This is a genomic window from Streptomyces sp. NPDC042364, assembly GCF_056437585.1.
In genome coordinates this window covers 203,225-225,361 of sequence record NZ_JBWKAJ010000010.1, presented here as the reverse complement: position 1 = coordinate 225,361, position 22,137 = coordinate 203,225, and the positions used below count along the sequence as shown (strand labels likewise).

15 protein-coding genes are annotated in these 22,137 nt (G+C 72.4%); 9 read left to right on the top strand and 6 right to left on the bottom strand.

Annotation, left to right across the window (positions count from 1 at the left end):
- Positions 1–141: 141 nt before the first annotated feature.
- The 3 genes from AC067N_RS21845 to AC067N_RS21835 all read right to left on the bottom strand — a co-directional run bounded on the left by AC067N_RS21845 (position 142) and on the right by AC067N_RS21835 (position 2,763).
- Positions 142–849: an ester cyclase gene (locus AC067N_RS21845; protein WP_478680543.1), complete on the bottom strand. Its 708-nt coding sequence runs from the start codon at positions 847–849 to the stop codon at positions 142–144.
- A gap of 138 nt (positions 850–987) precedes the next feature.
- Positions 988–1,761: an SDR family NAD(P)-dependent oxidoreductase gene (locus tag AC067N_RS21840; RefSeq protein WP_478680542.1), complete on the bottom strand. Its 774-nt coding sequence runs from the start codon at positions 1,759–1,761 to the stop codon at positions 988–990.
- Positions 1,762–2,055: 294 nt separating this feature from the next.
- Positions 2,056–2,763: an MOSC domain-containing protein gene (locus AC067N_RS21835; RefSeq protein WP_478680541.1), complete on the bottom strand. Its 708-nt coding sequence runs from the start codon at positions 2,761–2,763 to the stop codon at positions 2,056–2,058.
- An 80-nt stretch (positions 2,764–2,843) separates the two neighbouring features.
- Between AC067N_RS21835 and AC067N_RS21830 the strand changes: the two genes are divergently transcribed.
- On the top strand, positions 2,844–3,740 hold the full coding sequence (locus AC067N_RS21830; RefSeq protein ID WP_478680540.1) for a LysR family transcriptional regulator: 897 nt from the start codon (positions 2,844–2,846) through the stop codon (positions 3,738–3,740).
- 342 nt (positions 3,741–4,082) lie between these two features.
- Here the strand turns inward: AC067N_RS21830 and AC067N_RS21825 are convergent, their stop codons facing one another.
- The gene (locus tag AC067N_RS21825; protein ID WP_478680539.1) at positions 4,083–4,412 is read right to left on the bottom strand and encodes a WhiB family transcriptional regulator; all 330 of its coding nucleotides are present in this window, start codon (positions 4,410–4,412) and stop codon (positions 4,083–4,085) included.
- 391 nt (positions 4,413–4,803) lie between these two features.
- On the opposite strand from AC067N_RS21825, the gene AC067N_RS21820 reads away from it, so the two are divergent.
- The 4 genes from AC067N_RS21820 (at position 4,804) to AC067N_RS21805 (ending at position 9,213) form a co-directional block, all read left to right on the top strand.
- Positions 4,804–5,415, top strand: a complete 612-nt coding sequence (locus tag AC067N_RS21820) for a response regulator transcription factor (protein ID WP_003948568.1) — start codon at positions 4,804–4,806, stop codon at positions 5,413–5,415.
- Positions 5,416–5,672: 257 nt separating this feature from the next.
- Positions 5,673–6,248, top strand: a complete 576-nt coding sequence (locus tag AC067N_RS21815; protein ID WP_005481141.1) for a sigma-70 family RNA polymerase sigma factor — start codon at positions 5,673–5,675, stop codon at positions 6,246–6,248.
- A gap of 177 nt (positions 6,249–6,425) precedes the next feature.
- Positions 6,426–7,931, top strand: a complete 1,506-nt coding sequence (gene guaB / locus AC067N_RS21810; protein WP_478680538.1) for an IMP dehydrogenase — start codon at positions 6,426–6,428, stop codon at positions 7,929–7,931.
- 157 nt (positions 7,932–8,088) lie between these two features.
- The gene (locus AC067N_RS21805; protein ID WP_478680537.1) at positions 8,089–9,213 is read left to right on the top strand and encodes a GuaB3 family IMP dehydrogenase-related protein; all 1,125 of its coding nucleotides are present in this window, start codon (positions 8,089–8,091) and stop codon (positions 9,211–9,213) included.
- 661 nt (positions 9,214–9,874) lie between these two features.
- On the opposite strand, the gene AC067N_RS21800 is transcribed toward AC067N_RS21805, so the two are convergent.
- Positions 9,875–11,083, bottom strand: coding sequence for a nucleotide sugar dehydrogenase (locus tag AC067N_RS21800; protein ID WP_478680536.1), 1,209 nt, complete (start codon positions 11,081–11,083; stop codon positions 9,875–9,877).
- A 280-nt stretch (positions 11,084–11,363) separates the two neighbouring features.
- Between AC067N_RS21800 and AC067N_RS21795 the strand changes: the two genes are divergently transcribed.
- Positions 11,364–13,070 carry a glycerol-3-phosphate dehydrogenase/oxidase gene (locus tag AC067N_RS21795; protein WP_478680535.1) on the top strand — a complete coding sequence of 569 codons (1,707 nt, stop codon included), beginning with the start codon at positions 11,364–11,366 and terminating at the stop codon, positions 13,068–13,070.
- A 3-nt stretch (positions 13,071–13,073) separates the two neighbouring features.
- Here AC067N_RS21795 and AC067N_RS21790 read toward each other — a convergent pair whose 3' ends face one another.
- A complete protein-coding gene (locus AC067N_RS21790) occupies positions 13,074–14,162 on the bottom strand; it encodes a serine hydrolase domain-containing protein (RefSeq protein ID WP_478680534.1) in 1,089 nt (362 codons plus the stop codon).
- Positions 14,163–14,592: 430 nt separating this feature from the next.
- Here AC067N_RS21790 and AC067N_RS21785 point away from each other — a divergent pair, with 430 nt between their 5' ends.
- The 3 genes from AC067N_RS21785 to AC067N_RS21775 all read left to right on the top strand — a co-directional run bounded on the left by AC067N_RS21785 (position 14,593) and on the right by AC067N_RS21775 (position 21,992).
- Positions 14,593–16,767 carry a serine/threonine-protein kinase gene (locus AC067N_RS21785; RefSeq protein WP_478680632.1) on the top strand — a complete coding sequence of 725 codons (2,175 nt, stop codon included), beginning with the start codon at positions 14,593–14,595 and terminating at the stop codon, positions 16,765–16,767.
- Positions 16,768–17,309: 542 nt separating this feature from the next.
- The gene (locus AC067N_RS21780) at positions 17,310–20,009 is read left to right on the top strand and encodes a protein kinase (RefSeq protein WP_478680533.1); all 2,700 of its coding nucleotides are present in this window, start codon (positions 17,310–17,312) and stop codon (positions 20,007–20,009) included.
- 177 nt (positions 20,010–20,186) lie between these two features.
- Complete coding sequence (locus tag AC067N_RS21775) at positions 20,187–21,992, top strand: serine/threonine-protein kinase (protein ID WP_478680532.1); 1,806 nt, start codon at positions 20,187–20,189, stop codon at positions 21,990–21,992.
- Positions 21,993–22,137 lie beyond the last annotated feature (145 nt).

The window sequence follows — 22,137 nt, the reverse complement described above, 5'->3', positions numbered from 1 at the left end:
CGCCCCTCGGGGCGGACACCGCCCACCGAGGCGGACGCCTGAGAGAAGCCCCCGTTCCGCCCGCCGGAACGGGGGCTTCTCCCGTGCACGGTGCACATGTGCCCTATCGGTCTCCCCCGACGCTCCCGGCAGCCGCCCGGTCTACCGCTCCAGTCCCTCCAGAGCCCCCAGCTGCGCCATCAGCGCGAGCCGGTCGTACTGCCACCACCCCTCGGCGAGCTTCCCGTCCGGCGAGCAGCGATGGATGGTCGTCCCGGTCATGGAGACCTTCCTCCCGGTGGGCGCGATACCGAGGAACTCGCCCTTGTGCGTGGCGTTCCACGTCCACCGCGTGCACACCCGGTCACCCTGGGCCATCTGGTCCTCGATGGTGAACGAGAAGTCGAAGCCCGCCCGCCACATCTCGAACTCACGCCGGGCCGCGTCCATGCCGATCACGTCCTGCGGGTTGGCCGGGTCGTGGTCGTGATAGTCCTCCACCAGCAGATCGTTCATCGCCGGCAGCTCCCCCCGCGTGCCCAGCGTCCCGAAGAACCTCCGCGCGGTGTCCGCGTTCAGCTGCTCGTCCCGCACCACGTCCAGATCCGTGAAGGTCGGCATCTCGTCGCAGAGCGCCACCATCTCGTTGAAGATCCGGTCCGTCTCCGGCAGCTGGGAGTTCCGCATGGCCTCCTCGTACGACGGGAACTCCACGATCTCGACGAAGTGCCCCTCGTCGGACCGGTCCTTCCCGATCATGCTGTGCGTCGCCGTCCGCTTTCCCCTGGTCTGCTCGACCCACCTGTCCATCAGCCGGTCCATCTCCTCGAACCGGCTCGTCCTGCAGTCGATGAGCTGCACAAACGTCACAAGACCACCTCCGGCCCCCCTGGCTCCGGTCGGACGCCTCCATTCTCCTCCCGCACCGCCTGCCTCTCACCCGCTGCACGGGAGCCGCCCCGGACGCCCCGTTCCGCGAGGACGCCGCAGGGCGTGAGCCCGGCCCCGTTACCGCGGTCCGTACTTCCGCCCCGTCTTCGAGCTGACCCCGCCCAGCAGTCCCCGCGGCAGTACCTTCACCACGCCCATCAGGGTCTTGTAGCGAGGGTCGGGGATCGAGACCGTCCTGCCGCGGGACAGGTCGGCCAGGGCCGCCGAGACCAGCTTGTCGGCGTCGAGCCACATCCAGCCCGGAATGCTGTCCGTGCCCATGCCCGCCCGCTCGTGGAACTCGGTGCGGACGAAGCCCGGGCACAGCGCCATCAGACGGACGCCGCTGCCGGCCAGGTCCCGCGCCGCGCCCTGGGTGAACTGCACCACCCACGCCTTGGACGCGCCGTAGGTGCCCCGCGGTACGAAGGCCGCGACCGACGCCACGTTGACGACGCCGCCCCGGCCGCGCTCCCGCATGGCCTCGGCCGCCGCGGAGGTCAGCCGGAGGACCGCCTCGCAGTGCACCTTGAGCATCTTCAGCTCGTCGGCCATCGCGACATCGAGATAGCTGCCCTTGTTGCCGAAGCCGGCGTTGTTGACCAGCAGATCGACCGGGTTCTTGCGGTCGGACAACCGCTTCGCCACCGCCTCGATGCCGTCGTCCGTCGCCAGGTCCGCCGTGAGGACCTCCGCCTCGATGCCATGACGGTCGTGCAACTCCGTGGCCTGCTCCCGCAGCCGTTTCGTGTCACGCGCCACCAGCACGAGGTTGTGCCCGTCCGCCGCCAGCCGCCGCGCGAAGGCCGCTCCGATGCCCGCGGTCGATCCCGTAATCAAAGCCGTTGTCATGGCGCAAGGGTAGTGACCCGGACTGCGCTGCTCCGCTTGCCCACTGCGCCGGAACCGCCCCGGTCGCCGCCGGCCCCCGCCCCGGCCGTCCGCGCCGGTGGCGGGACCCCGGCCCGCACCCGTACCACCACCCCGGCCCGCTCACCCGGCGCCGACCGCCCCCGCTCCGCGGACGCCGGGCGCTCCGGCAGAAACCCGCCTCCCCCTGGATTCAGCCCCGGACCGTGTCCGCGAAGTCCGCCCGCCCCGCGACCCGGGCGCCGCGCGCCGACCGGCCCCACCGGTCACGACGTGTCAGGTGCCGTGTCCCGGGGGACGTGGTGCGGAGGCGGTGCTCCCGCCCTGCTGGGCCGCGTACTTCCGGGCCCACTCCAGGATCTCCGGATGGAGCGCCTCGCCCGCGGCCAGCAGCCGGGGCAGCAGCTCGTGCTCGTTCATCGTGGCGCGGAAGGCGAGGGCGACGGTGACGTCGTGGTCCGGGCGGTGGACGATCTCGATCGGGTCGCCCGCCCGGATCTCGCCCGGCCGCACCACCCGCAGATACACCCCCGGCTCACCCTTCCCCGCGAAGCGCTTGACCCAGCCGCGCTCACCGAGGTGCCGCTGGAAGTTGAGGCAGGGGACGCGGCCGGAGGTGATCTCCAGGACGACCTCCGCGCCGATCCGCCAGCGCTCCCCGATGAGCGCGCCGGAGATGTCGAGGCCCTCGGTCGTCAGGTTCTCCCCGAACGACCCGTTGGGCAGGGTCCGGCCGAGCTCGCGCTCCCACGCGTCGAGGTCCTCGCGGGCGAACGCGTAGACCGCCTGGTCGTTTCCCCCGTGGTGCTGCCTGTTGCACACCGCGTCCCCGGCCAGCCCGCTGCCGCCCGCCCCCTTCGGCCCGGGCGCGGCCACCCGCACCGGCCCGGTCGCCGGCCGCTTGTCGATCCCCGTCACGCTCTTCGACTCCTCGGGGACATCGACCGCCGCGGGACGCCCCAGGTTGAGTGACAAAAGCTTCATACGGGCACGCTAGGCGAGCATCGGTCAAAGCGTCGACGCAATATTCGCGGGTCCTCCCAAGCCGCCCTTATGCTCGACCCGTGATCGAGGCCCGTCATCTCCGCGTCCTGCGCGCCGTCGCCGCCACCGGCTCCTTCTCGGCGGCAGGCCGCGAACTCGGCTGCACCCAGCCGGCCGTGAGCCAGCAGATGAAGGCGCTCGAATCGTCCGTCGGCACGCCCCTGCTCGTCCGCAGCGGTCGTGCGATGCGGCTGACCCAGGCGGGCGAGGCACTCGTCCGGCACGCGGCCGGCATCCTCGCCGGTCTCACGGCGGCGGAGGAGGAGGTCGCCGCCATCGCCGGTCTGCGCGCCGGACGGGTCCGGCTGGTCTCCTTCCCCAGCGGCAGTTCCACTCTCGTCCCCACCGCCCTCGCCGCCCTCCGCGCCGCCCACCCCGGCACCCGGGTCTCCCTGGAGGAGGCCGAACCGCCCCGTTCCGTCGAACTGCTCCGCGAGGGCGACTGCGACCTCGCGCTCGCCTTCCGCTACGAGGGCGCGGCGGACGCCGAGGAGTGGGCGGACCTGGTCGTACGCCCGCTGCTCACCGACCGCCTCGTCGGACTCGTCCCCGAGGGGCACCGGCTGGCCCGTACGCGGTCCATCGGTATCGGGGAACTCGCCGGGGAGCCCTGGATCGCCGGCTGTCCCCGCTGCCGGGGTCAGCTGGTGCGGGTCTGCGAGAGCGCGGGCTTCACGCCCCGTATCGACTTCGCCACCGACGACTACCCGGCGGTGGTCGGCCTGGTGGGCGCGGGTCTCGGGGTCGCGGTCCTGCCGGAGCTGGCCATCGAGTCCGTACGGCCCAAGGGCGTGCGGATGATCACCGTGGAGCCGGTGGTGCACCGCGAGATCGTGGCGCTCACCCTGCCGGACCTGGCCCAGGTGCCCACGGTCGCCGCGACGCTGGACCAGCTGGCGAAGGCCGCCGCGCGGTAGAGCCGGGCCGTCTGCCGGAGGAGGGGCCGAGCCGGGCCGTCTGCTGGAGGAGGGGCCGAGCCGGGCCGTCTGCCGGAGGAGGTGCCGCCGACGGGCCGGGGCCGCCTGGCGCGCCCGAGGCCGCGCGTCGGCCGGGGCGGGGCCGAATCGGGGCCCTGCGCGTGTGCCGGTGAGGTGATCGGGCGGCGGGTTCGGGCGGCGGGTGGAGGTGCGAGTGCTTCGTGGCTTGTTGCGCATGCCCCGCGCCCCTTCAGTGAGCCGGGGCCTCCGCGGACGTCGGGCCGTGGAGCGGTCGTACGCGCTGTCGAGGCGTCCGCGCAGGGCGCTTGGTGAAACGTTCCTTCAGTTGTTCGAACCGGTGTTGCCTGCCGGCGCGGACGCCGACACCAGCCGGTGCCGGGCGCGCCCCATGAGCTCCTCGCGCTCGTCCTCGGTCAGCCCGCCCCACACGCCGTACGGCTCACGGACCGCGAGGGCGTGGGCCGCGCACTGGGCGCGTACGGGGCAGCGCATGCAGACTTCCTTGGCCGAGTTCTCACGAGCGCTCCGCGCCGCACCGCGTTCTCCCTCGGGGTGGAAGAACAGCGAGCTGTCCACCCCTCGGCAGGCCGCGAGGAGCTGCCAGTCCCACAGATCAGCGTTCGGTCCGGGAAGGCGGGAGAAATCTGCCATTACGTGTCCCCTTGTTGCCGTTCTGAGAGGAGATGGTGCCCATGACCGTACATGGACTATCTAAGGAGATGAAAATATGACTCATTGCGAATCTAGCCCTAGACGCCAGCAAATAGGAACAAAAACGGCTGAATGGGGCATAGGTTGTGGCGAAACGTTGAGGGTCTGTCGAGCATGTCTGCACCGTGTCCGTGCCCTCACGTAGAGTGCCGAAGGAGGTCAGCCATCCCGTAACTCTTTCGAGTGACCGTCGTTGAGAGGTCGGAGGCGGTTGAAGGAACAAGCGCTCGGGCAGGCGTTCGTGTCCGCTCGTGAGTGTCGACCGCACAGGTGACGATTTCGTACCAGCCTGGAGGCTCAAGGTGACGCGCATCAGCTGCGGAGGACGGCCATGACATCCGTCCTCGTCTGCGACGACTCCCCGCTTGCCCGAGAGGCGCTGCGCCGCGCGGTGGCGACCGTGCCCGGCGTCGAGCGCGTGACCACGGCGGCCAACGGCGAGGAAGTCCTCCGCCGCTGGGGGGCCGACCGCTCGGACCTGATTCTGATGGACGTACGCATGCCCGGTCTGGGCGGCGTCGAGACCGTCCGGCGGCTGCTGTCCGCCGACCCCGGTGCGCGCATCATCATGCTCACCGTCGCCGAGGACCTGGACGGTGTGGCGCTCGCCGTCGCCGCCGGTGCCCGCGGCTATCTGCACAAGGACGCCTCCCGCGCGGAGCTGCGCGCCACGGTGACGCAGGCCCTCGCCGACCCCACCTGGCGGCTCGCCCCGCGCCGGCTGCGGTCCGCCGAGATGGGTGCCGCGCCGACGCTCACCGCACGGGAGATCCAGGTGCTGGAGGGCATGAGCCACGGCCGTTCGAACGCGGAGATCGGGCGCGAGCTGTTCCTCTCCGAGGACACCGTGAAGACCCACGCGCGACGGCTGTTCAAGAAGCTCGGCGCCTCGGACCGCGCGCACGCCGTGGCGCTCGGCTTCCGCTGGGGTCTGGTCCGCTGAGTTGAGCCGTGACGGGGGCAGGAGAATCCCCGCTCACCACGAGGTGGGCGGGGGTGGCCGAGCGGTCCACCGGATGCCCGCTGCTCGTTTCGCCGCGGATGCCGCATCCTTGAGGTGTGGAGTTCCTCGGGGAGCAGTCGAACGAGCGGGAGGGGAGGGCGCAGGAGATGAGTTCCGGCGCGCCTACTCATAACGCTTCGGTGCACAACCATGGACGTGGCGCCACGGACCGGACGGCCGCAAGGCACCATGGACCGATGCGCGACGACGAGACGACGGTGATCGGTGCGCTCGTGCATCGCGCGGTCGACGGGGACGAGCAGGCCACCCATGATCTGCTCGCCCATGTCCACCCCCTGGCCCTGCGCTACTGCCGCACCCGTCTGTCCCGGCTGCCGGGCGACGCACGGCACTTCGTGGAGGACCTGGCGCAGGAGGTCTGCGTCGCCGTCCTCCTCGCGCTGCCGCGCTACAAGGACACCGGGCGGCCGTTCGAAGCCTTTGTCTTCGCCATCGCCGGCCACAAGGTCGCCGACCTCCAGCGCGCCGCCATGCGCCACCCCGGTTCGACGGCCGTCCCATCGGACGAGATGCCCGAGCGCCCCGACGACTCCCTCGGCCCCGAGGAGCGCGCGCTGCTCAGCAGCGACGCCGAATGGGCCAAGAAACTCCTGGCCAACCTGCCCGAGAACCAGCGGGAGCTGTTGCTGCTGCGGATCGCCGTGGGGCTCACGGCCGAGGAGACGGGGCAGATGCTCGGCATGTCGCCCGGCGCGGTCCGGGTGGCACAGCACCGGGCGCTGAGCAGGCTCAGGGCACTGGCCGAGCAGTAGGACCGGCGTTCGACCGCCGCTCGGAGGGCACCCGAAGGCACCCCGTGTGAACAGGCGGGGTGCCTCTTCCGTACGAACATACGAAGCCCGGGATGACTTCGTACCGTGGAATGTGTGCTCCGCGCTTCCCGTTAGCATGGACATCCGCACCGATCAAGGCCATTTGGGGAAGGTGTCATGACTGCCAACGTCGACGGAGTGCCCGACAAATTCGCGACGCTCGGGCTGACCTACGACGACGTGCTGCTGCTGCCGGGCCCGTCGGACATGGCTCCCGACGAGATCGACACCGCCTCGTACGTCTCCAAGAACGTGCGGGTGAACATCCCGCTGCTCTCGGCCGCGATGGACAAGGTCACCGAGTCCCGCATGGCCATCGCCATGGCCCGCCAGGGCGGCGTGGGTGTCCTGCACCGCAACCTGTCCATCGAGGACCAGGCCAACCAGGTCGACCTGGTCAAGCGCTCCGAGTCCGGCATGGTCGCCGACCCGATCACCGTGCACCCGGACGCCACGCTCGCCGAGGCCGACGCGCTGTGCGCCAAGTTCCGTATCAGCGGTGTCCCGGTGACCGACGGCAACAAGAAGCTGCTCGGCATCGTCACCAACCGCGACATGGCCTTCGAGACGGACCGCTCGCGCCAGGTCCGCGAGGTCATGACGCCGATGCCGCTGGTCACCGGCAAGGTCGGCATCTCCGGCGTGGAAGCCATGGAGCTGCTGCGCAAGCACAAGATCGAGAAGCTGCCGCTGGTCGACGACTCGGGCATCCTCAAGGGCCTCATCACGGTCAAGGACTTCGTGAAGGCCGAGAAGTACCCGAACGCCGCGAAGGACGGCGAGGGCCGCCTCCTCGTCGGCGCCGCGGTCGGTGTCGCCGGTGACGCCTTCGAGCGCGCCCAGGCCCTCATCGAGGCGGGCGTCGACTTCATCGTCGTCGACACCGCGCACGGCCACTCCCGCCTGGTCGGCGACATGGTCGCCAAGATCAAGTCGAACTCGGCCGGGGTCGACGTCATCGGCGGCAACATCGCCACCAGGGACGGCGCCCAGGCCCTCATCGACTCCGGCGTGGACGGCATCAAGGTCGGTGTCGGCCCCGGCTCCATCTGCACGACCCGCGTCGTCGCCGGTATCGGCGTCCCGCAGGTCACCGCGATCTACGAGGCGGCCCTCGCCGCCAAGGAGGCCGGCATCCCGGTCATCGGCGACGGCGGCCTGCAGTACTCCGGGGACATCGCCAAGGCCCTGGTCGCGGGCGCCGACACGGTGATGCTCGGCTCGCTGCTCGCGGGCTGCGAGGAGTCGCCGGGCGAGCTGATGTTCATCAACGGCAAGCAGTTCAAGTCGTACCGCGGGATGGGGTCGCTCGGCGCCATGCAGTCCCGCGGCGACCGCAAGTCGTTCTCCAAGGACCGCTACTTCCAGGAGGGCGTCGCCTCCGACGAGCAGCTCGTCCCCGAGGGCATCGAGGGCCAGGTGCCCTACCGCGGCCCGCTCTCCTCGGTCGTCCACCAGCTGGTCGGCGGTCTGCGCCAGTCGATGTTCTACGTCGGCGGCAGGACGGTCCCGGAGCTCCAGGCGAACGGCCGCTTCGTACGGATCACCTCCGCCGGTCTGAAGGAGAGCCACCCGCACGACATCCAGATGACCGTCGAGGCGCCGAACTACAGCCGCAAGTGACACTTCCGGTGACACAGGCGGTCTCCACGCGCGCGTGAGGCACGTCCGAGGGCGGCCCGGGGTTCCGGGACCGCCCTCGACGGCCGTCCGGGGCGGCCGCTCCGGGGCCCGTCGGTGATACTGGAAGGCGCAGAAGCGAAGAGGAAAGGCCACACACGTGACTGAGATCGAGATCGGGCGCGGCAAGCGCGGCCGCCGGGCGTACGCCTTCGACGACATCGCCGTCGTCCCCAGCCGTCGTACGCGCGACCCGAAGGAGGTCTCGATCGCCTGGCAGATCGACGCCTACCGCTTCGAGCTGCCCTTCCTGGCCGCCCCCATGGACTCGGTCGTCTCCCCGGCCACCGCGATCCGCATCGGCGAGATGGGCGGCCTCGGCGTACTGAACCTCGAGGGCCTGTGGACGCGGTACGAGGACCCGCAGCCGCTGCTCGACGAGATCACCGGCCTGCCCGACGAGGCCGCGACCCGCCGCCTCCAGGAGATCTACTCGGCTCCCATCAAGGAGGAGCTGATCGGGCAGCGCCTCAAGGAGGTGCGCGACTCCGGTGTGGTCACCGCGGCGGCGCTCTCCCCGCAGCGCACGGCCCAGTTCTCCAAGGCCGTCGTGGACGCGGGCGTCGACATCTTCGTCATCCGCGGTACGACCGTGTCGGCGGAGCACGTCTCCGGCTCGCACGAGCCGCTGAACCTGAAGCAGTTCATCTACGAGCTGGACGTCCCGGTGATCGTCGGCGGTTGCGCCACCTACACGGCCGCCCTACACCTGATGCGCACGGGCGCGGCCGGTGTCCTCGTCGGCTTCGGCGGCGGCGCCGCCCACACCACGCGGAACGTACTGGGCATCCAGGTCCCGATGGCGACGGCGGTGGCCGACGTGGCCGCGGCCCGCCGCGACTACATGGACGAGTCCGGCGGCCGGTACGTGCACGTCATCGCCGACGGTGGTGTCGGCTGGTCCGGCGACCTCCCCAAGGCGATCGCCTGCGGCGCCGACGCGGTCATGATGGGCTCCCCGCTGGCCCGCGCCACGGACGCCCCCGGCAGGGGTCACCACTGGGGCATGGAGGCGGTGAACGAGGAGCTGCCGCGCGGCAAGAAGGTCGACCTCGGCACGGTCGGCACGCTCGAGGAGGTCCTGACGGGACCGTCGCACACGCCCGACGGTTCCATGAACCTCTTCGGCGCGCTGCGGAGGGCGATGGCCACCACCGGGTACAGCGAGCTGAAGGAGTTCCAGCGCGTCGAGGTGACGGTCGCGGACTCGCAGCACAGGCGGTGAGCTGACACCGCGCTCGATCCGAGCAAGGAAAGGGGTCCGGTTGCCCACGGGGCGACCGGGCCCCTTTGCGTTGTGCGCAGAGGGGCTGGTGGGGGCGTGGGTTGCGGTGGGGGCGCGCGGTTGCGTTCGGGGCGAATGTGGGCCGAATGGGCGAAGCCGGCCGATAGCGTTCGTGATCGGCGCCCCAGTTCTTCCGGGGCCCCCTTCCAAGGACACGGTCCGGACCCCGCCCTCGGGGCCCGGCCCGATTCCGACGGACCGTCCACCGGGCTAATGGGCGGTGTCGTGGAAGGGGGCGCCCGTGGGACGTCACCGCAAGCCCACCCGCTGGGACCGACTCCGTCTTCGGATGGTGCAGTGCCGGAGGAGGTGGATCTTGCGGCTTTTCGGATGGTGAGCGGCCGCCCCCACAAGAACTAGGGGCGGACACTCCGTGAACCATCCAGGAGCCTGCCGCAGCAGCCACTGCGGTGGGCTCCACCTTCTTGCTGAGACGGTGAGCGGCCGCCCCCAAGAGAACTAGGGGCGGACACTCCGTGAACCATCCAGGAGCCTGCCGCAGTGCCCTCTGCGGTGGGCTCCACCTGTTTCTGTACGGTACCGGCGCGGGACCCCGTCTGGCCACCGGCCCCGGAGTCCCGGGCGGCGTCGTGCGCCCCTCTCACAACCTGTGCGCCGCCCCGGTCGGGGTGGCCCCGCGGGTGTCCAGCAGGAGCTGGGCCTTCACCGACAGGGCTTGGAGGTCGTAGGTGCGGTGGTGCTGGAGGAGGATCGTCAGGTCGGCTTCGGCGGTGGCCTCGTAGAGGCAGTCGGCTCGGGGGACCGGGCGGTCGAGGACGCTCCACGCGGGAATGTGCGGGTCGTGGTAGCTCACGTGCGCGCCGAGTTGGAGGAGGCGGCGGGCGATCTCGTCCGCGGGGGTGCCCTGCTGGTCGGGGACGTCGGGCTTGTAGGTGATGCCGAGCAGGAGGACGCGGGCCTCCCGGGCCGACTTGCCGTGCTCGTTGAGGAGGGTGGCGGCCCGCTGGACCACGTACTGCGGCATACGGTTGTTGACCCACTGGGCCAGTTCGACCAGGCGCAGCGATCGGGGGGCCCGGCCCGACAGGTCCTGGGCGAGGGCGTGCCCGCCCACGCCGGGGCCGGGGCGGAACGCCTGGAAGCCGAACGGTTTGGTCTCGGCGCAGCGGATGACGTCCCACAGGTCGACGCCGAGGTCGTGGCAGAGGACGGCCATCTCGTTGACGAGGGCGATGTTGACGTGCCGGTAGTTGGTCTCCAGGAGCTGCACCGTCTCGGCCTCGCGTGGTCCCCGCGCGCGGACCACCTTGTCCGTGAGCCGGCCGTAGAAGGCGGCGGCCGACTCGGTGCAGGCGGGGGTGAGGCCGCCGATCACCTTGGGGGTGTTCGCGGGATCGAAGTCACGGTTGCCCGGATCGACGCGGGCGGGGGAGTAGGCGAGATGGAAGTCGCGGCCCGCGCGCAGGCCCGAGCCCTCTTCGAGGAGCGGGCGCAGGAACTCCTCCGTCGTGCCCGGATGGACCGGCGACTCCAGGACGACCGTGGTGTGCGGGCGCAGGTGGGCGGCCAGGACGCGGGCGGACTCCTCCAGTTGGGTGAGGTCCGGTGCGCCGTCGGCGCCCATGGGTACGGGGGCGCAGATGGCCGCCGTTCGGACCCGGCCCACTTCGGCGGGACTGGTGCTGGGCTTGAAGCCGCGGGCGAGCATGCGGCGCAGCTCGGCGGGGGTGAGGGAGACCCGTTCGGGGCCGGTGCGGTAACCGAGCGTGGGGATGCCGGCGGCGACGGCGGCCCGGGCCAGCGGCAGGCCGAGCTGACCGAGTCCGATGACGGCGAGATCTGCGGGCATGGCGTGAGCCGTCCTTCCCAATAGCCGAAGCGGGACAGACGCGCAAGCCCTGTGGACTGGACGAGCGAGCGCAATGTCAGACTAGGAGTAAATATGACCGATGTGCTGGATTAGGCGGGGTATGTCGCTGTGCGTCCCCGAGAGTTGTCCACAGGCTGGGGGCGGGTGGTGGCCGATGTCGGGCAACACGGTCAGAATTCTGGGCAGGGGGATGTGAGCAGGGCCTTGCTTGACGGGCATCGACGGGTACGGCCGGCGCGACGGACAGCGGGAGGCAGCGGTGAGGACAGCGGCACTGGGACCGGCACAGCGCGCCGAGTCACTGGCGGGTATGGCCGAGCGCGAGCTTGATGTGCTGGTCGTGGGTGGTGGCGTGGTCGGTGCGGGTACGGCCCTGGACGCCGTGACGCGCGGCCTGTCCACGGGCATCGTCGAGGCACGTGACTGGGCGTCGGGTACGTCGAGCAGGTCGAGCAAGCTCATCCACGGCGGGCTGCGCTATCTGGAGATGCTCGACTTCGCCCTCGTAAGGGAGGCGCTGAAGGAGCGCGGGCTGCTGCTGGAGCGCCTCGCACCCCATCTGGTGAAACCCGTGCCGTTCCTCTATCCCTTGCAGCACAAGGGGTGGGAGCGGTTCTACGCGGGATCGGGCGTCGCACTGTACGACGGCATGTCGATGGCCCGGAGCCACGGCAGGGGCCTGCCCCTGCACCGTCATCTGAGCCGCCGCCGCGCCCTGCGCGTCGCGCCCTGCCTCAAGAAGGACGCGCTGGTCGGAGCCCTGCAGTACTACGACGCCCAGATGGACGACGCCCGCTATGTGGCCACCCTGGTGCGCACGGCCGCCTCGTACGGGGCGAAGGCCGCCAACCGCGCGCGGGTGACGGGGTTCCTGCGCGAGGGCGAGCGGGTCGTCGGCGCCAGGGTGCAGGACGTCGAAGGGGGCGGGGAGTACGAGGTCCGCGCCAGGCAGATCGTGAACGCCACCGGGGTGTGGACCGACGACACCCAGGCGATGGTCGGGGAGCGCGGGCAGTTCCACGTGCGGGCGTCCAAGGGCATCCATCTGGTCGTACCGAAGGACCGGATCCACTCCACGACCGGGCTGATCCTGCGGACCGAGAAGTCCGTGCTGTTCGTCATCCCCTGGGGACGCCACTGGATCGTGGGCACCACCGACACCGACTGGGACCTGGACAAGGCGCATCCGGCGGCGTCCAGCGCGGACATCGACTACCTGCTGGAGCATGTGAACTCCGTCCTCGCGGTGCCGCTCACCCGTGACGACGTGCAGGGCGTCTACGCCGGGCTCCGGCCGCTGCTCGCGGGCGAGTCGGAAGCCACCAGCAAGCTCTCCCGCGAACACATCGTCGCCCACCCCGTACCGGGGCTGGTGGTCGTGGCCGGCGGCAAGTACACGACCTACCGGGTCATGGCCAAGGACGCGGTGGACGCCGCCGTGCACGGACTCGACCAGCGGGTCGCCGAATGCGTCACCGAGGACGTGCCGCTGCTCGGCGCCGAGGGCTACCGGGCGCTGTGGAACGCGCGGGCGCGGATCGCGGCGAGCACCGGGCTCCATGTGGTGCGCGTGGAGCACCTGTTGAACCGTTACGGGTCCGCGACCGAGGAGGTGCTCGACCTCATTGCAGGCGACGCCTCCCTGGCCGAACCGCTGCAGGGCGCCGACGACTATCTGCGGGCCGAGGCCGTGTACGCCGCCTCGCACGAGGGCGCGCGCCACCTCGACGACGTACTCACCCGCCGCACCCGCATCTCCATCGAGACCTTCGACCGGGGGACGCGCTGTGCGCGCGAGACGGCGGAGCTGATGGCGCCGGTGCTCGGCTGGGACAAGGACCAGATCGAGCGGGAGGTCCAGCACTACCAGAAGCGGGTGGAGGCCGAGCGGGAGTCGCAGCGCCAGCCGGACGATCTGACGGCCGACGCGGCGCGGCTCGGCGCGCCGGACATCGTGCCGTTGTAGTCGCTACCCGGTGCCGGGGCAGAACTCGGCCGCGAGCAGCGCCGGTTCCGGATCGGGGTTCGGCGGAGCGTCCGTGTTCACGCGGTAGGTGAGGACGTGGCGGCCGCCGACGGTGGCCGCGGTGCGCACATAGCTGCCCCGGATCCGGCCGTTGTGCCCCCACACCGTGGTGCCGCACGGCAGCTTCACGGGGTAGAGGCCCATGCCGTACGAGCCGTGCGCGGTGCCGGTGTCGAGCATCTCGCGGAGCAGGCGCGGAGGCAGGAGGTCGCCGCCGAGCAGGGCCGCGTAGAAGCGGTTCAAGTCGGCCAGTGTGGTGACGAGTTCGCCCGCCGCTCCGGCCACGCGCGGATCGAGGTCGGTGACGTCGGAGCCGTCGGCCGAGTAGGCGCGGCCGTGCGGATCCGGCAGTGAGGAGCGGGCGCCCGGGAAGGACGTGCCCGTCAGACGGAGGGGAGCGATGATGCGGCGCTCTGCCTCGGTGGCGTACGAGTTCCCGGTGACGTGCTGGATGACCAGACCCAGCAGCACGTAGTTGGTGTTCGAGTAGAAGAAGCGGCCGGGGGCGGCCGGGGGGAGGGAGAGAGCGAGGCGGACCGCCTGACGCGGGGTCACGGCGACGGTTCCCCGGGTGGCGGCGGTGAAGTCGGCGAGGCCGCTGGTGTGGGTGAGCAACGCGCGCAGTGTGATGCGGCGGCCGTCGTGGTCCTCGCCGCGGACCAGCCCCGGCAGATGGTCCTCCACGGACTCCGACAGCGACAGCCGGCCCTCGGCGGCCAACTGGAGCACGACGGCTGCGATGAACGTCTTGGTGACGCTGCCGGCGCGGAAGTGGTCGGCGCGGTGGAGGGGCTCGGACAGGTGCCCGAGTTGCTCGGCGTGGGCGTAGCGGGTGCCGGACGCGTCGTCGGCGAGCAGGGCGGCGGCGGGGGCGTGGCCCCGGGTGACCAGGAGGGGGAGGGCGGCGTCCGTGGTCGCGGCGACCTGGGCCCGCGAGGCAGTCGGGGCCAGGGCCAGGAGGAACAGGGCCACGGGGACGGCCAGGTGTGCCGTGGGCTTCCTGGGTCTCATGGGCGTCCTGGTCGGTGGCATCGGTTCTTCCTGTCGGGGCACATCATGCGGGACGGAGAGGGGCGGCGCCCGGGCGGGGTCCGACTCCGGTGGGTGAGGCGGTGTGCCCGGTCGGGCGGTCGGGGCGGTCGGGTTCCGGTGGAGCGTGTCGAGGGGGCATCTCGCCTCCGCTGGCTGGTTTTCGTCGTCCCTGCCCTGCCGTCCAGGCCTCTCTTCCCGGGGTCTGCCCCGGGCCCGCGTCCGTCGCCCAGGAAGCCCTTCCCCGCACGCCGGAAGGGGTGTGGGGCCCGGGCCGTCGGGGCGACCAGGCCCGACCCGGCTCTGAAGTGCGGGCGGGCGGAGTGAGGGTCCGGGGAGATGCGGTGGCTGGTTGAGGGCACCCTGGGCGTGGGGCGCTTGGCGGGTGGGTGACAATGGAGGCTCTGTCAGGGCGGGTTGCATGAGGGGACGCATGTCGGAGGCGGAGCGGGCTGGGGAATCCCGTCAGGACAAGGACGCACGTCTCCTCGCCGGGCGGTACCGGCTGGGAGGGGTGCTCGGTCGAGGCGGCATGGGCACGGTGTGGCGTGCCAAGGACGAGACGCTGGGCCGTACGGTCGCCATCAAGGAGCTGCGGTTCCCGTCGAGCATCGACGAGGACGAGAAGCGGCGGCTGATCACGCGCACACTGCGCGAGGCCAAGGCGATCGCGCGGATCCGCAACAACGGCGCGGTGACGGTGTTCGACGTCGTCCACGAGGACGACCGGCCCTGGATCGTGATGGAACTCGTCGAGGGCAAGTCGCTCGCCGAGGTCATCCGCGAGGACGGGGTGCTCGAACCGAGGCGCGCCGCCGAGGTGGGACTCGCGATCCTCGACGTGCTGCGCGCCGCGCACCGCGAGGGCATCCTGCACCGGGACGTGAAGCCGTCGAACGTGCTGATCGAGAAGCAGGACGGCCGGGTCGTCCTCACCGACTTCGGTATCGCGCAGGTCGAGGGCGACCCGTCCATCACCTCGACCGGCATGCTGGTGGGCGCCCCCTCGTACATCTCGCCGGAGCGGGCACGCGGGCACAAGCCCGGCCCCGCGGCGGACCTGTGGTCGCTCGGCGGTCTGCTGTACGCGGCGGTGGAGGGCGTACCGCCGTACGACAAGGGGTCGGCCATAGCGACGCTGACCGCGGTGATGACCGAGCCGGTCCCGGAGCCCAAGCGTGCCGGGCCGCTGAAGGACGTCATCTTCGGGCTGCTCACCAAGGACCCCGAGAGGCGGCTCGACGACGCGGGTGCGCGGGCGATGCTCAACACCGTGATCCACGCGCCCGACCCGAAGGACGCCGCGCCGCTGGACGCGACGCAACTCGTGCCGCTGCCCGTCGTGCCGGAGGAGCGGCCCAGGAAGGGCGGCTTCGGCGGGCTCGGGGCCAAGCGGGGCGACGAGGCCGGGGAGCGGCCTCGCGCGCCACGTTGGTCCATGCGCAAGGGCGCGTCCGAGGCGGGGCCGGCCGCTGCCGCCACCGCCGCGCCGAGCACGTCCGGCAGTACGGCCGGCGGAGCCTCCCGGGGCACCGCCGGCGGGGAGACGCGGGGGGCGGGCGCCACCGCTCCGACCAAGCCCGTCACGGCTGTCACCGCGAAGTCCGCGTCGGTAGGGCTCGCGTCCGGGGCGGCAACCGGGAGCGCGGCCGGCGCCGCGAAGACCGGGGGCACCTCGGGCCCGACCGCGGCCAAGCCGGTCTCCGGAGCGGTCGGGGCGCGCGGAGGTGACACCGGCCCGGGCGGTTCGACACCCGCGGGCCGGACCTCGGGGTGGCCGCAGGTGCCGCCACCGGACCTGCCGCCGCGCCCCGTGCCGAGGGCGCCGATCACCGATGTGGTGTCGCGGCGGACGCTGGCGGTCATCGCCGTGGCCGTGGCGCTCGCGGTCCTCGGAACGGTGCTGGCGTTCGCCTTCAGCGGCGACGACAGCAGCGCCGACAACAGCAAGGGCCCCGACACCAAGGCCGCCGTGTCCGGCGGGGCTTCCTCGGACAGCGGCGCCAAGAGCGAGGACAAGGACGCGGACGAGGACAAGGGGTCGGTCCCCAGCCCGGACGGCGAGACCTCCGAGGAGGCCGCGGGGTCGGGCGGGTCCGCGAACAATTCGCCGGACACCGACTCCGACACATCGAGCGGTTCGGGCGACGACGGCGGCTCAGGGGACTCGAAGGACATCTCCACCGAGACCTACAAGAGCGGTCAGGGCTTCTCCATCGGACTGCCCGACGGGTGGAAGTACCAGTCCACCGGTGCGGCGGGTGCCCGCTTCGCCGGACCCGAAGGGCAGAAACTGCTCGTGGGGTGGACGACCACGCCGAAGGACGACCCGGTCGCCGACTGGAAGAACCAAGAGCAGTACATGACCCGCTCCCAGTACAAGCGCATCCGCATAGAAGCGGTGAACTACCGGGGTTGGAACACGGCCGACTGGGAGTTCACCTATGTGGAGAGCGGCACCAAGTACCGGTCGGTCGACCGCGGCTTCGTGGTCGACGACCGGCAGGGGTACGCCCTGATGTACACGGCCAAGGCGTCCGACTGGAGCGGCGCGCTGCGCAAGGACACCTGGCGGACCTTCACCAAAACGTTCCGCCCGAAGTCGTGAGGCTCCGCTCGCGCGCCTGAGTGCCACGGGTCCCGCGCCGGAGGCCGGCTGCCGCCGGGGTGCTCCCGTCGGCGCGCGGGAGGCGCTTCGAGGCACACGGCACCCGGTCGGCGGGGTGCGCGTGACGACGTGAGTCCGCGGCGCGCCGGGCGGTTCGGGTCACGGCCGGCGGGCGGATGCCCGCGGGGGCTCCGGTGCGGGGCCGCGGTTGTTGTGCGCCGGTGCTCATCTCGTTATGGAGCCGTGAGGATGCCGCTCCGGCCGGACGCGCCGTACGGGGGCGTGCGGGGGCACGGGGTGGTGTGAGCTCGTCCGATGCGGGACCGGCTGGGGGAGTTGTGCCCGCCGGGTGAGTTCGGGGACGGGTGTTCCGGGGAAGATCGAGGGCGTTCGAGCGCATTCGAGACGGGTGAGATATCGCATCCCCTCAATGCGGGTTGCCTCAGGCACGTATCGTGAATGGCTGCGGACCGTACGCATCCAGACGGAACGGGACGCCGGGCGAACGGATTTGACCAACCAGGCGGTCGGGGGAGGGCATCGTGGACGACTACGCGGGACGAGTACTCGCGGACCGTTACCGCCTGCCGCTGCCGCCGTCCGACGACTACGAGTTCGCCGAGAGCCGGGCCTTCGACACCTACAGCGGACAGGAGGTCCTGGTACGGCAGGTGCCCCTGCCCGAGGTCGTCGAGGCCGAGGTGCTCGACGCGGACGGACTGCCCGAGGGGTACGTCGCCCGGGAGCGCGGGGCGCGCCGGGGTGCGGCGCGCGCCACGCGAGGGGCCACGGACCCGGCCGTACGGCGGGCGATCGAGGCCGCGCAGGCCGCCGCCCAGATCCCCGACCATCCACGGCTCGACCAGGTCTTCGACGTGTTCGCCGAGGGCGGTTCGCTGTGGATAGTGAGCGAACTGGTACCCGCGCGGCCGCTCGCCTCGCTGCTCGCGGAGCAGCCGCTGACCCCGTACCGGGCGGCCGAGGTCGCCTCCGACGTGCTCACCGCGCTGCGCGCGCTGCACGCCCACGGCTGGGTGCACCGCAACATCACCGAACGGACGGTGCTGGTCTGCGACGACGGCCGGGTCATGCTCACGGGGCTGGCGGTCGGGGCCGCGGAGGAGGCCCTGTGCGGGTACGACCCGGTGCCGGCAAGGGACTTCGAGGACACTCCGGGCACGCCGGTCGGTGGGCCGGTTGCCCCGGGTGGCCGTCATCCGGGAGCGTCCGGGGCCGGATACGGAGGAGCCGCGGGGGCCGCGGGGCCCGGGGGCGTCGGTGGTGCGCGTCCGGTACCGGGGGCGCACCGGGCCGGCGGTGCCGGGGCGCGCGGAGTGCCCGCGCCGGGCGGCGCTCTGACGGGCGGTTCGTACGGCGGTCCCGCTCTGGGCGGCGGAGCAGGTGCCGCCGCCGGGGATCCCGAGGCGGCGCGGCGGGCCGCGATAGAGGCGAGGGCGGTCAGCGACCCCTCGGAGGGGCAGCGTGCCCTGGAGGCCGGAGGTGACGCCCGGGCGGCGCGGGCGGGTGCCATCGCGGCGTACCGGGCGGGGGCCCGCGCCGCGGCCCGCGTCCAGGACGACCGACGCGGCGGCCCCGGCACCGGGCTTCCCGTGCAGCGGCCTGCGCCCGGCGCGGCCCGGGACGGCACGGTGCCGCCCACCGGCCGTGGCGACGGTCTCCCTCCCGGACTGGCGACGAGCCCCGTACCTCCCGGTCAGATCGCCGACCCGTACGGCGTCCGCGCCCACGGCGGCGCGGCGACGACCGCCTGGCACGGCGCGCAGCCCCGAGGAGGCACGCCCGCGCCCGGCGCCGACGGTCTGACCGACCCGGCTCCGCGGGACGCGCGCCCCGGTGACGCCATGGACGACCGCGCTCCGGCGGGCGCCGCGCCGGGGCCCGCCGGAACGGTGGACGCCACGCCGTGGGACCGGGCCGCCGCGGTGGCGTCCGGTCGGGGGCCCGCGACGGCGCTCGCCGCCGAGCGGGCGCGGCAGGCGCGGATGGCGGTGGTGGGGCCGGTCACCGAGCGGTGGTCGCCGGAACAGGCCGGTCCGGTGCACGAGAACTGGCAGCTGGCGGCGCCGATCGGACCCGCGACGGACCTCTGGGCGTTGGGGGCGCTGCTGTTCCGGGCGGTGCAGGGGCACGCCCCGTACCCCGAGGAGAACACCGCCGAGCTCGTCGAGATGGTCTGCTCGGAACCACCCGCGTTCGCCGAGGAGTGCGGGCCGCTGCGCCCGGTCGTGGAGTCGCTGCTGCGTCAGGACCCCACCGAGCGACTGGACTTCGAGGAGCTGCGCGGCTGGCTGCGCTCCCTCGTGCGGTCGGCGCCGGAGCCCGAGGCCGGGACCCATGTGGTGGCCGCGCCGCCCGTGAACGCGAGCCGGCTGCCGATCGTTCGGCGACGCGGCGAACTCGTCCGCAGGCGCCGTGCCCGGGTGCCCGCGACCAGCGCCCACGCCCGGCACCGACGCTCCCGCCAGGAGGGGCCCCCGCAGCCCCGCAAGCTCGGCCGGAACCTGCTCCTGCTGATCCTGCTCGCCCTCGCGGCGGCGGTCGCGTACGCCGTGGTCTTCATGCCGAAGGCCGAGCCGAGCAGCGAGGGCGTGGGCGGCGGCGGCCGCACCGACGCGGCCGGGCAGCCGAGTGCCGCGCCCGGCGCCAGCAGCCACTCCCGGCCCGACCAGAACTCCAGCTCACCCGACGGGGGTGAGCAGGGGGAGGGGCAGGCGAGTCCTTCGGAGTCGTCCGGTTCCAAGGAGACACAGACCGGCGGCCCCGAGGTCGCCCGGGGCTTCACCCTGCGCAAGGACACCGAGGGCTTCCAGATCGCGGTCGCCAACGGGTGGGACCGCAGTCCCAGGAACGGGCGCGGCCAGATCGTGTACTCCCGGGGGAACTTCGAGCTGATCGTCGTACCCGGCCGGGACAGCACGGCCACGTACGGCAGCGATCCGCTGAAGTACCAGCGGGAGGGCGAGCGCGAGCTCCAGCCGTTCCGTGACTCCACATGGGCCACGTCCGCGGGCATGCGGTTGGTCGAGGTGGGCGGGGTCACCATGGCGGAGGGGCAGTTCACCTGGCAGGACGCCGAGGGGCGCGGTGTCTTCGTACGTAACCTCGCGATACTCCTCGACGGGAAGTACCACGTGGTGCAGGTTCGCGGGCCGGAGGCCGAGCGGGACGAGGTGACACGGCTGTACGAACAGGCCGCGGACACCTACCGGGTGGCCGACTGACGCGGTGCCGCGAGGGAGTTGAGCGCCCGAACCGCCAGAGCGGCGGAAGGTTGCGCTCCACTCGCGGAAGCGATAACCGTCACAGTGCTGTCTCTGTGCGGTCGTGCCGGTTTCCCGGGGCGAGTCCCGCTCCTTAACCTGACCCTGTCAAGAGCATTGCGGGGCAACGTGAATCAGATGCAGGGCCGGCTCATCGCCGAGCGCTACCGGCTCGTCGACGTCATCGGCAGCGGCGGCATGGGCAGGGTGTGGCGTGCCCGGGACGAGGTGCTGCACCGGGCCGTCGCGGTCAAGGAGTTGACGGCCGCGCTGTACGTCTCGGAGAACGAGCAGGCCGTCCTGCTGGCGCGGACCAGGGCGGAGGCGCGCGCGGCGGCGCGGATCAACCACTCGGCCGTCGTCACCGTGCACGACGTGCTGGAGCACGACAACCGGCCCTGGATCGTCATGGAGTTGGTCGAGGGAGTCTCGCTCGCCGACGCGGTCCGGGAACACGGGCGCGTGGAGGCGCGGGAGGCGGCCCGGATCGGGATGTGGGTGCTGCGCGCGCTGCGGGCCGCCCACCAGGCCGGTGTCCTGCACCGTGACGTCAAGCCGGGCAACGTCCTGCTGGCCGAGGACGGCCGGGTCATGCTGACCGACTTCGGCATCGCCCAGGTCGAGGGCGACACGACGATCACACGCACCGGGGAGATCGTCGGTTCGGTCGACTACATCGCGCCCGAGCGGGTGCGCGGACACGAGCCCGGACCCGCGTCGGACCTCTGGTCGCTGGGCGCCACGCTGTACACGGCCGTGGAGGGCAAGTCGCCGTTCCGGCGCACGACCCCGCTCACCACCATGCAGGCCGTGGTGAGCGAGGAGGCTCCCGAACCGGTGGCGGCGGGCCCCCTCGGACCCGTCATCGCCGCGCTGCTGGCCAAGGACCCCGCCGTACGGCCCGGTGCGCAGGACGCCGAGCAGATGCTCGCCGAGGCCGCGGAGGGCCGACGGCCGCGCATCGCCCAGGCGTACGTCCCCACGCGGCAGCAGGCGACGGGGGCGGTCGCCACGGAACCGGCCCCCGGCCCGCGCGGCCGGGACGACGTGAGCGACGCGGGCGGCGGATCCGGGAAGAGCCCTCGCGGTGCGCACGGCGGGTCCGGGACCGGCTCTGGCGGTGCGCACGGAGGGTCGGGACAAGGCGCCGACGGTGCGCACGGAGGGTCGCCCGGGGGCGTGCAGGGGGCGGGGCGTCCCGCCGCGGCGTCCGCGGCCTTCGCCGGTCCCTCCACACCCGCGACGGGCTTCGCTCCCGGCGTCCCGATGGCCGGCCACACCGCCGCCCAGGGCGGCGCCGGGCGACGCGGACGAGCCCGTACCGTCACCCTCGTCGTCCTGCTGGCCGCGCTCATCGGGGGCGGCGGTGCCGCCGCGATGTACTACGCGGACGAGTGGCGGGCGGCGAACACCTCGGCCACGGCCGGTACGACGGGCGGCACGGGGAACACGACGACGGGCCAGGGCCGGCCGGCGACGGACGGCGTCCCCGAGGGGTGGGCCCGCGTCGAGGACCCGGAGGGTTTCAGCCTTGCCCTGCCCGAGGGATGGAAGCGCCGGGTGGAGGGCGCGCAGATCGACTACACGCCGGACGGCGGCGAGCACTTCCTCCGCGTGGCCGTCGACGACTCCCCGGACTTCGACAGTCCCTACCACCACCAGCTCGACCTGGAGGAGCAGGTGAAGGAGCGGCTCCCCGAGTACCGGCGGGCGAGCATGGCCGAGAACCTCTACCGCGACCGTCCGGGCGCGCTGTGGGACTTCACCTGGACCGCGGCCCAGGACACCGACTTCCCCGGCCCGCGCCGGGCGATCGAGCAGACGTATCTCGCCCGCGACGGCGTCGAGTACACGATCTACATGTCCTCGCCCGCCGCCGACTGGGACACCGCCCGCGAACAGTTCGACACCGTGCTGCGCAGCTGGCGGGAGGCCCGGAAGTGACCCGCGGAGCGCCCACGTAAGACACCCCCGTCGGCCCCGTCCCCGGAGATTCATCAGAGGGGCCCCAGGGCCGAGGGCTCGCGCACGGCGCGTGCGCGGCGCTCGTGAGACGCGCATACGTCGCTTGTCGGCCAGCCCTGTCACG

What these genes read in the sequence shown, in the direction of transcription:
- AC067N_RS21840 (WP_478680542.1), bottom strand. Translation starts at nt 1,761, where the DNA reads ATGACAACGGCTTTGATTACGGGATCGACCGCGGGCATCGGAGCGGCC.
- AC067N_RS21835 (WP_478680541.1), bottom strand. Translation starts at nt 2,763, where the DNA reads ATGAAGCTTTTGTCACTCAACCTGGGGCGTCCCGCGGCGGTCGATGTC.
- AC067N_RS21825 (WP_478680539.1), bottom strand. Translation starts at nt 4,412, where the DNA reads ATGGCAGATTTCTCCCGCCTTCCCGGACCGAACGCTGATCTGTGGGAC.
- AC067N_RS21820 (WP_003948568.1), top strand. Translation starts at nt 4,804, where the DNA reads ATGACATCCGTCCTCGTCTGCGACGACTCCCCGCTTGCCCGAGAGGCG.
- AC067N_RS21815 (WP_005481141.1), top strand. Translation starts at nt 5,673, where the DNA reads ATGCGCGACGACGAGACGACGGTGATCGGTGCGCTCGTGCATCGCGCG.
- guaB (WP_478680538.1), top strand. Translation starts at nt 6,426, where the DNA reads ATGACTGCCAACGTCGACGGAGTGCCCGACAAATTCGCGACGCTCGGG.
- AC067N_RS21800 (WP_478680536.1), bottom strand. Translation starts at nt 11,083, where the DNA reads ATGCCCGCAGATCTCGCCGTCATCGGACTCGGTCAGCTCGGCCTGCCG.
- AC067N_RS21790 (WP_478680534.1), bottom strand. Translation starts at nt 14,162, where the DNA reads ATGCCACCGACCAGGACGCCCATGAGACCCAGGAAGCCCACGGCACAC.
- AC067N_RS21785 (WP_478680632.1), top strand. Translation starts at nt 14,593, where the DNA reads ATGTCGGAGGCGGAGCGGGCTGGGGAATCCCGTCAGGACAAGGACGCA.
- AC067N_RS21775 (WP_478680532.1), top strand. Translation starts at nt 20,187, where the DNA reads ATGCAGGGCCGGCTCATCGCCGAGCGCTACCGGCTCGTCGACGTCATC.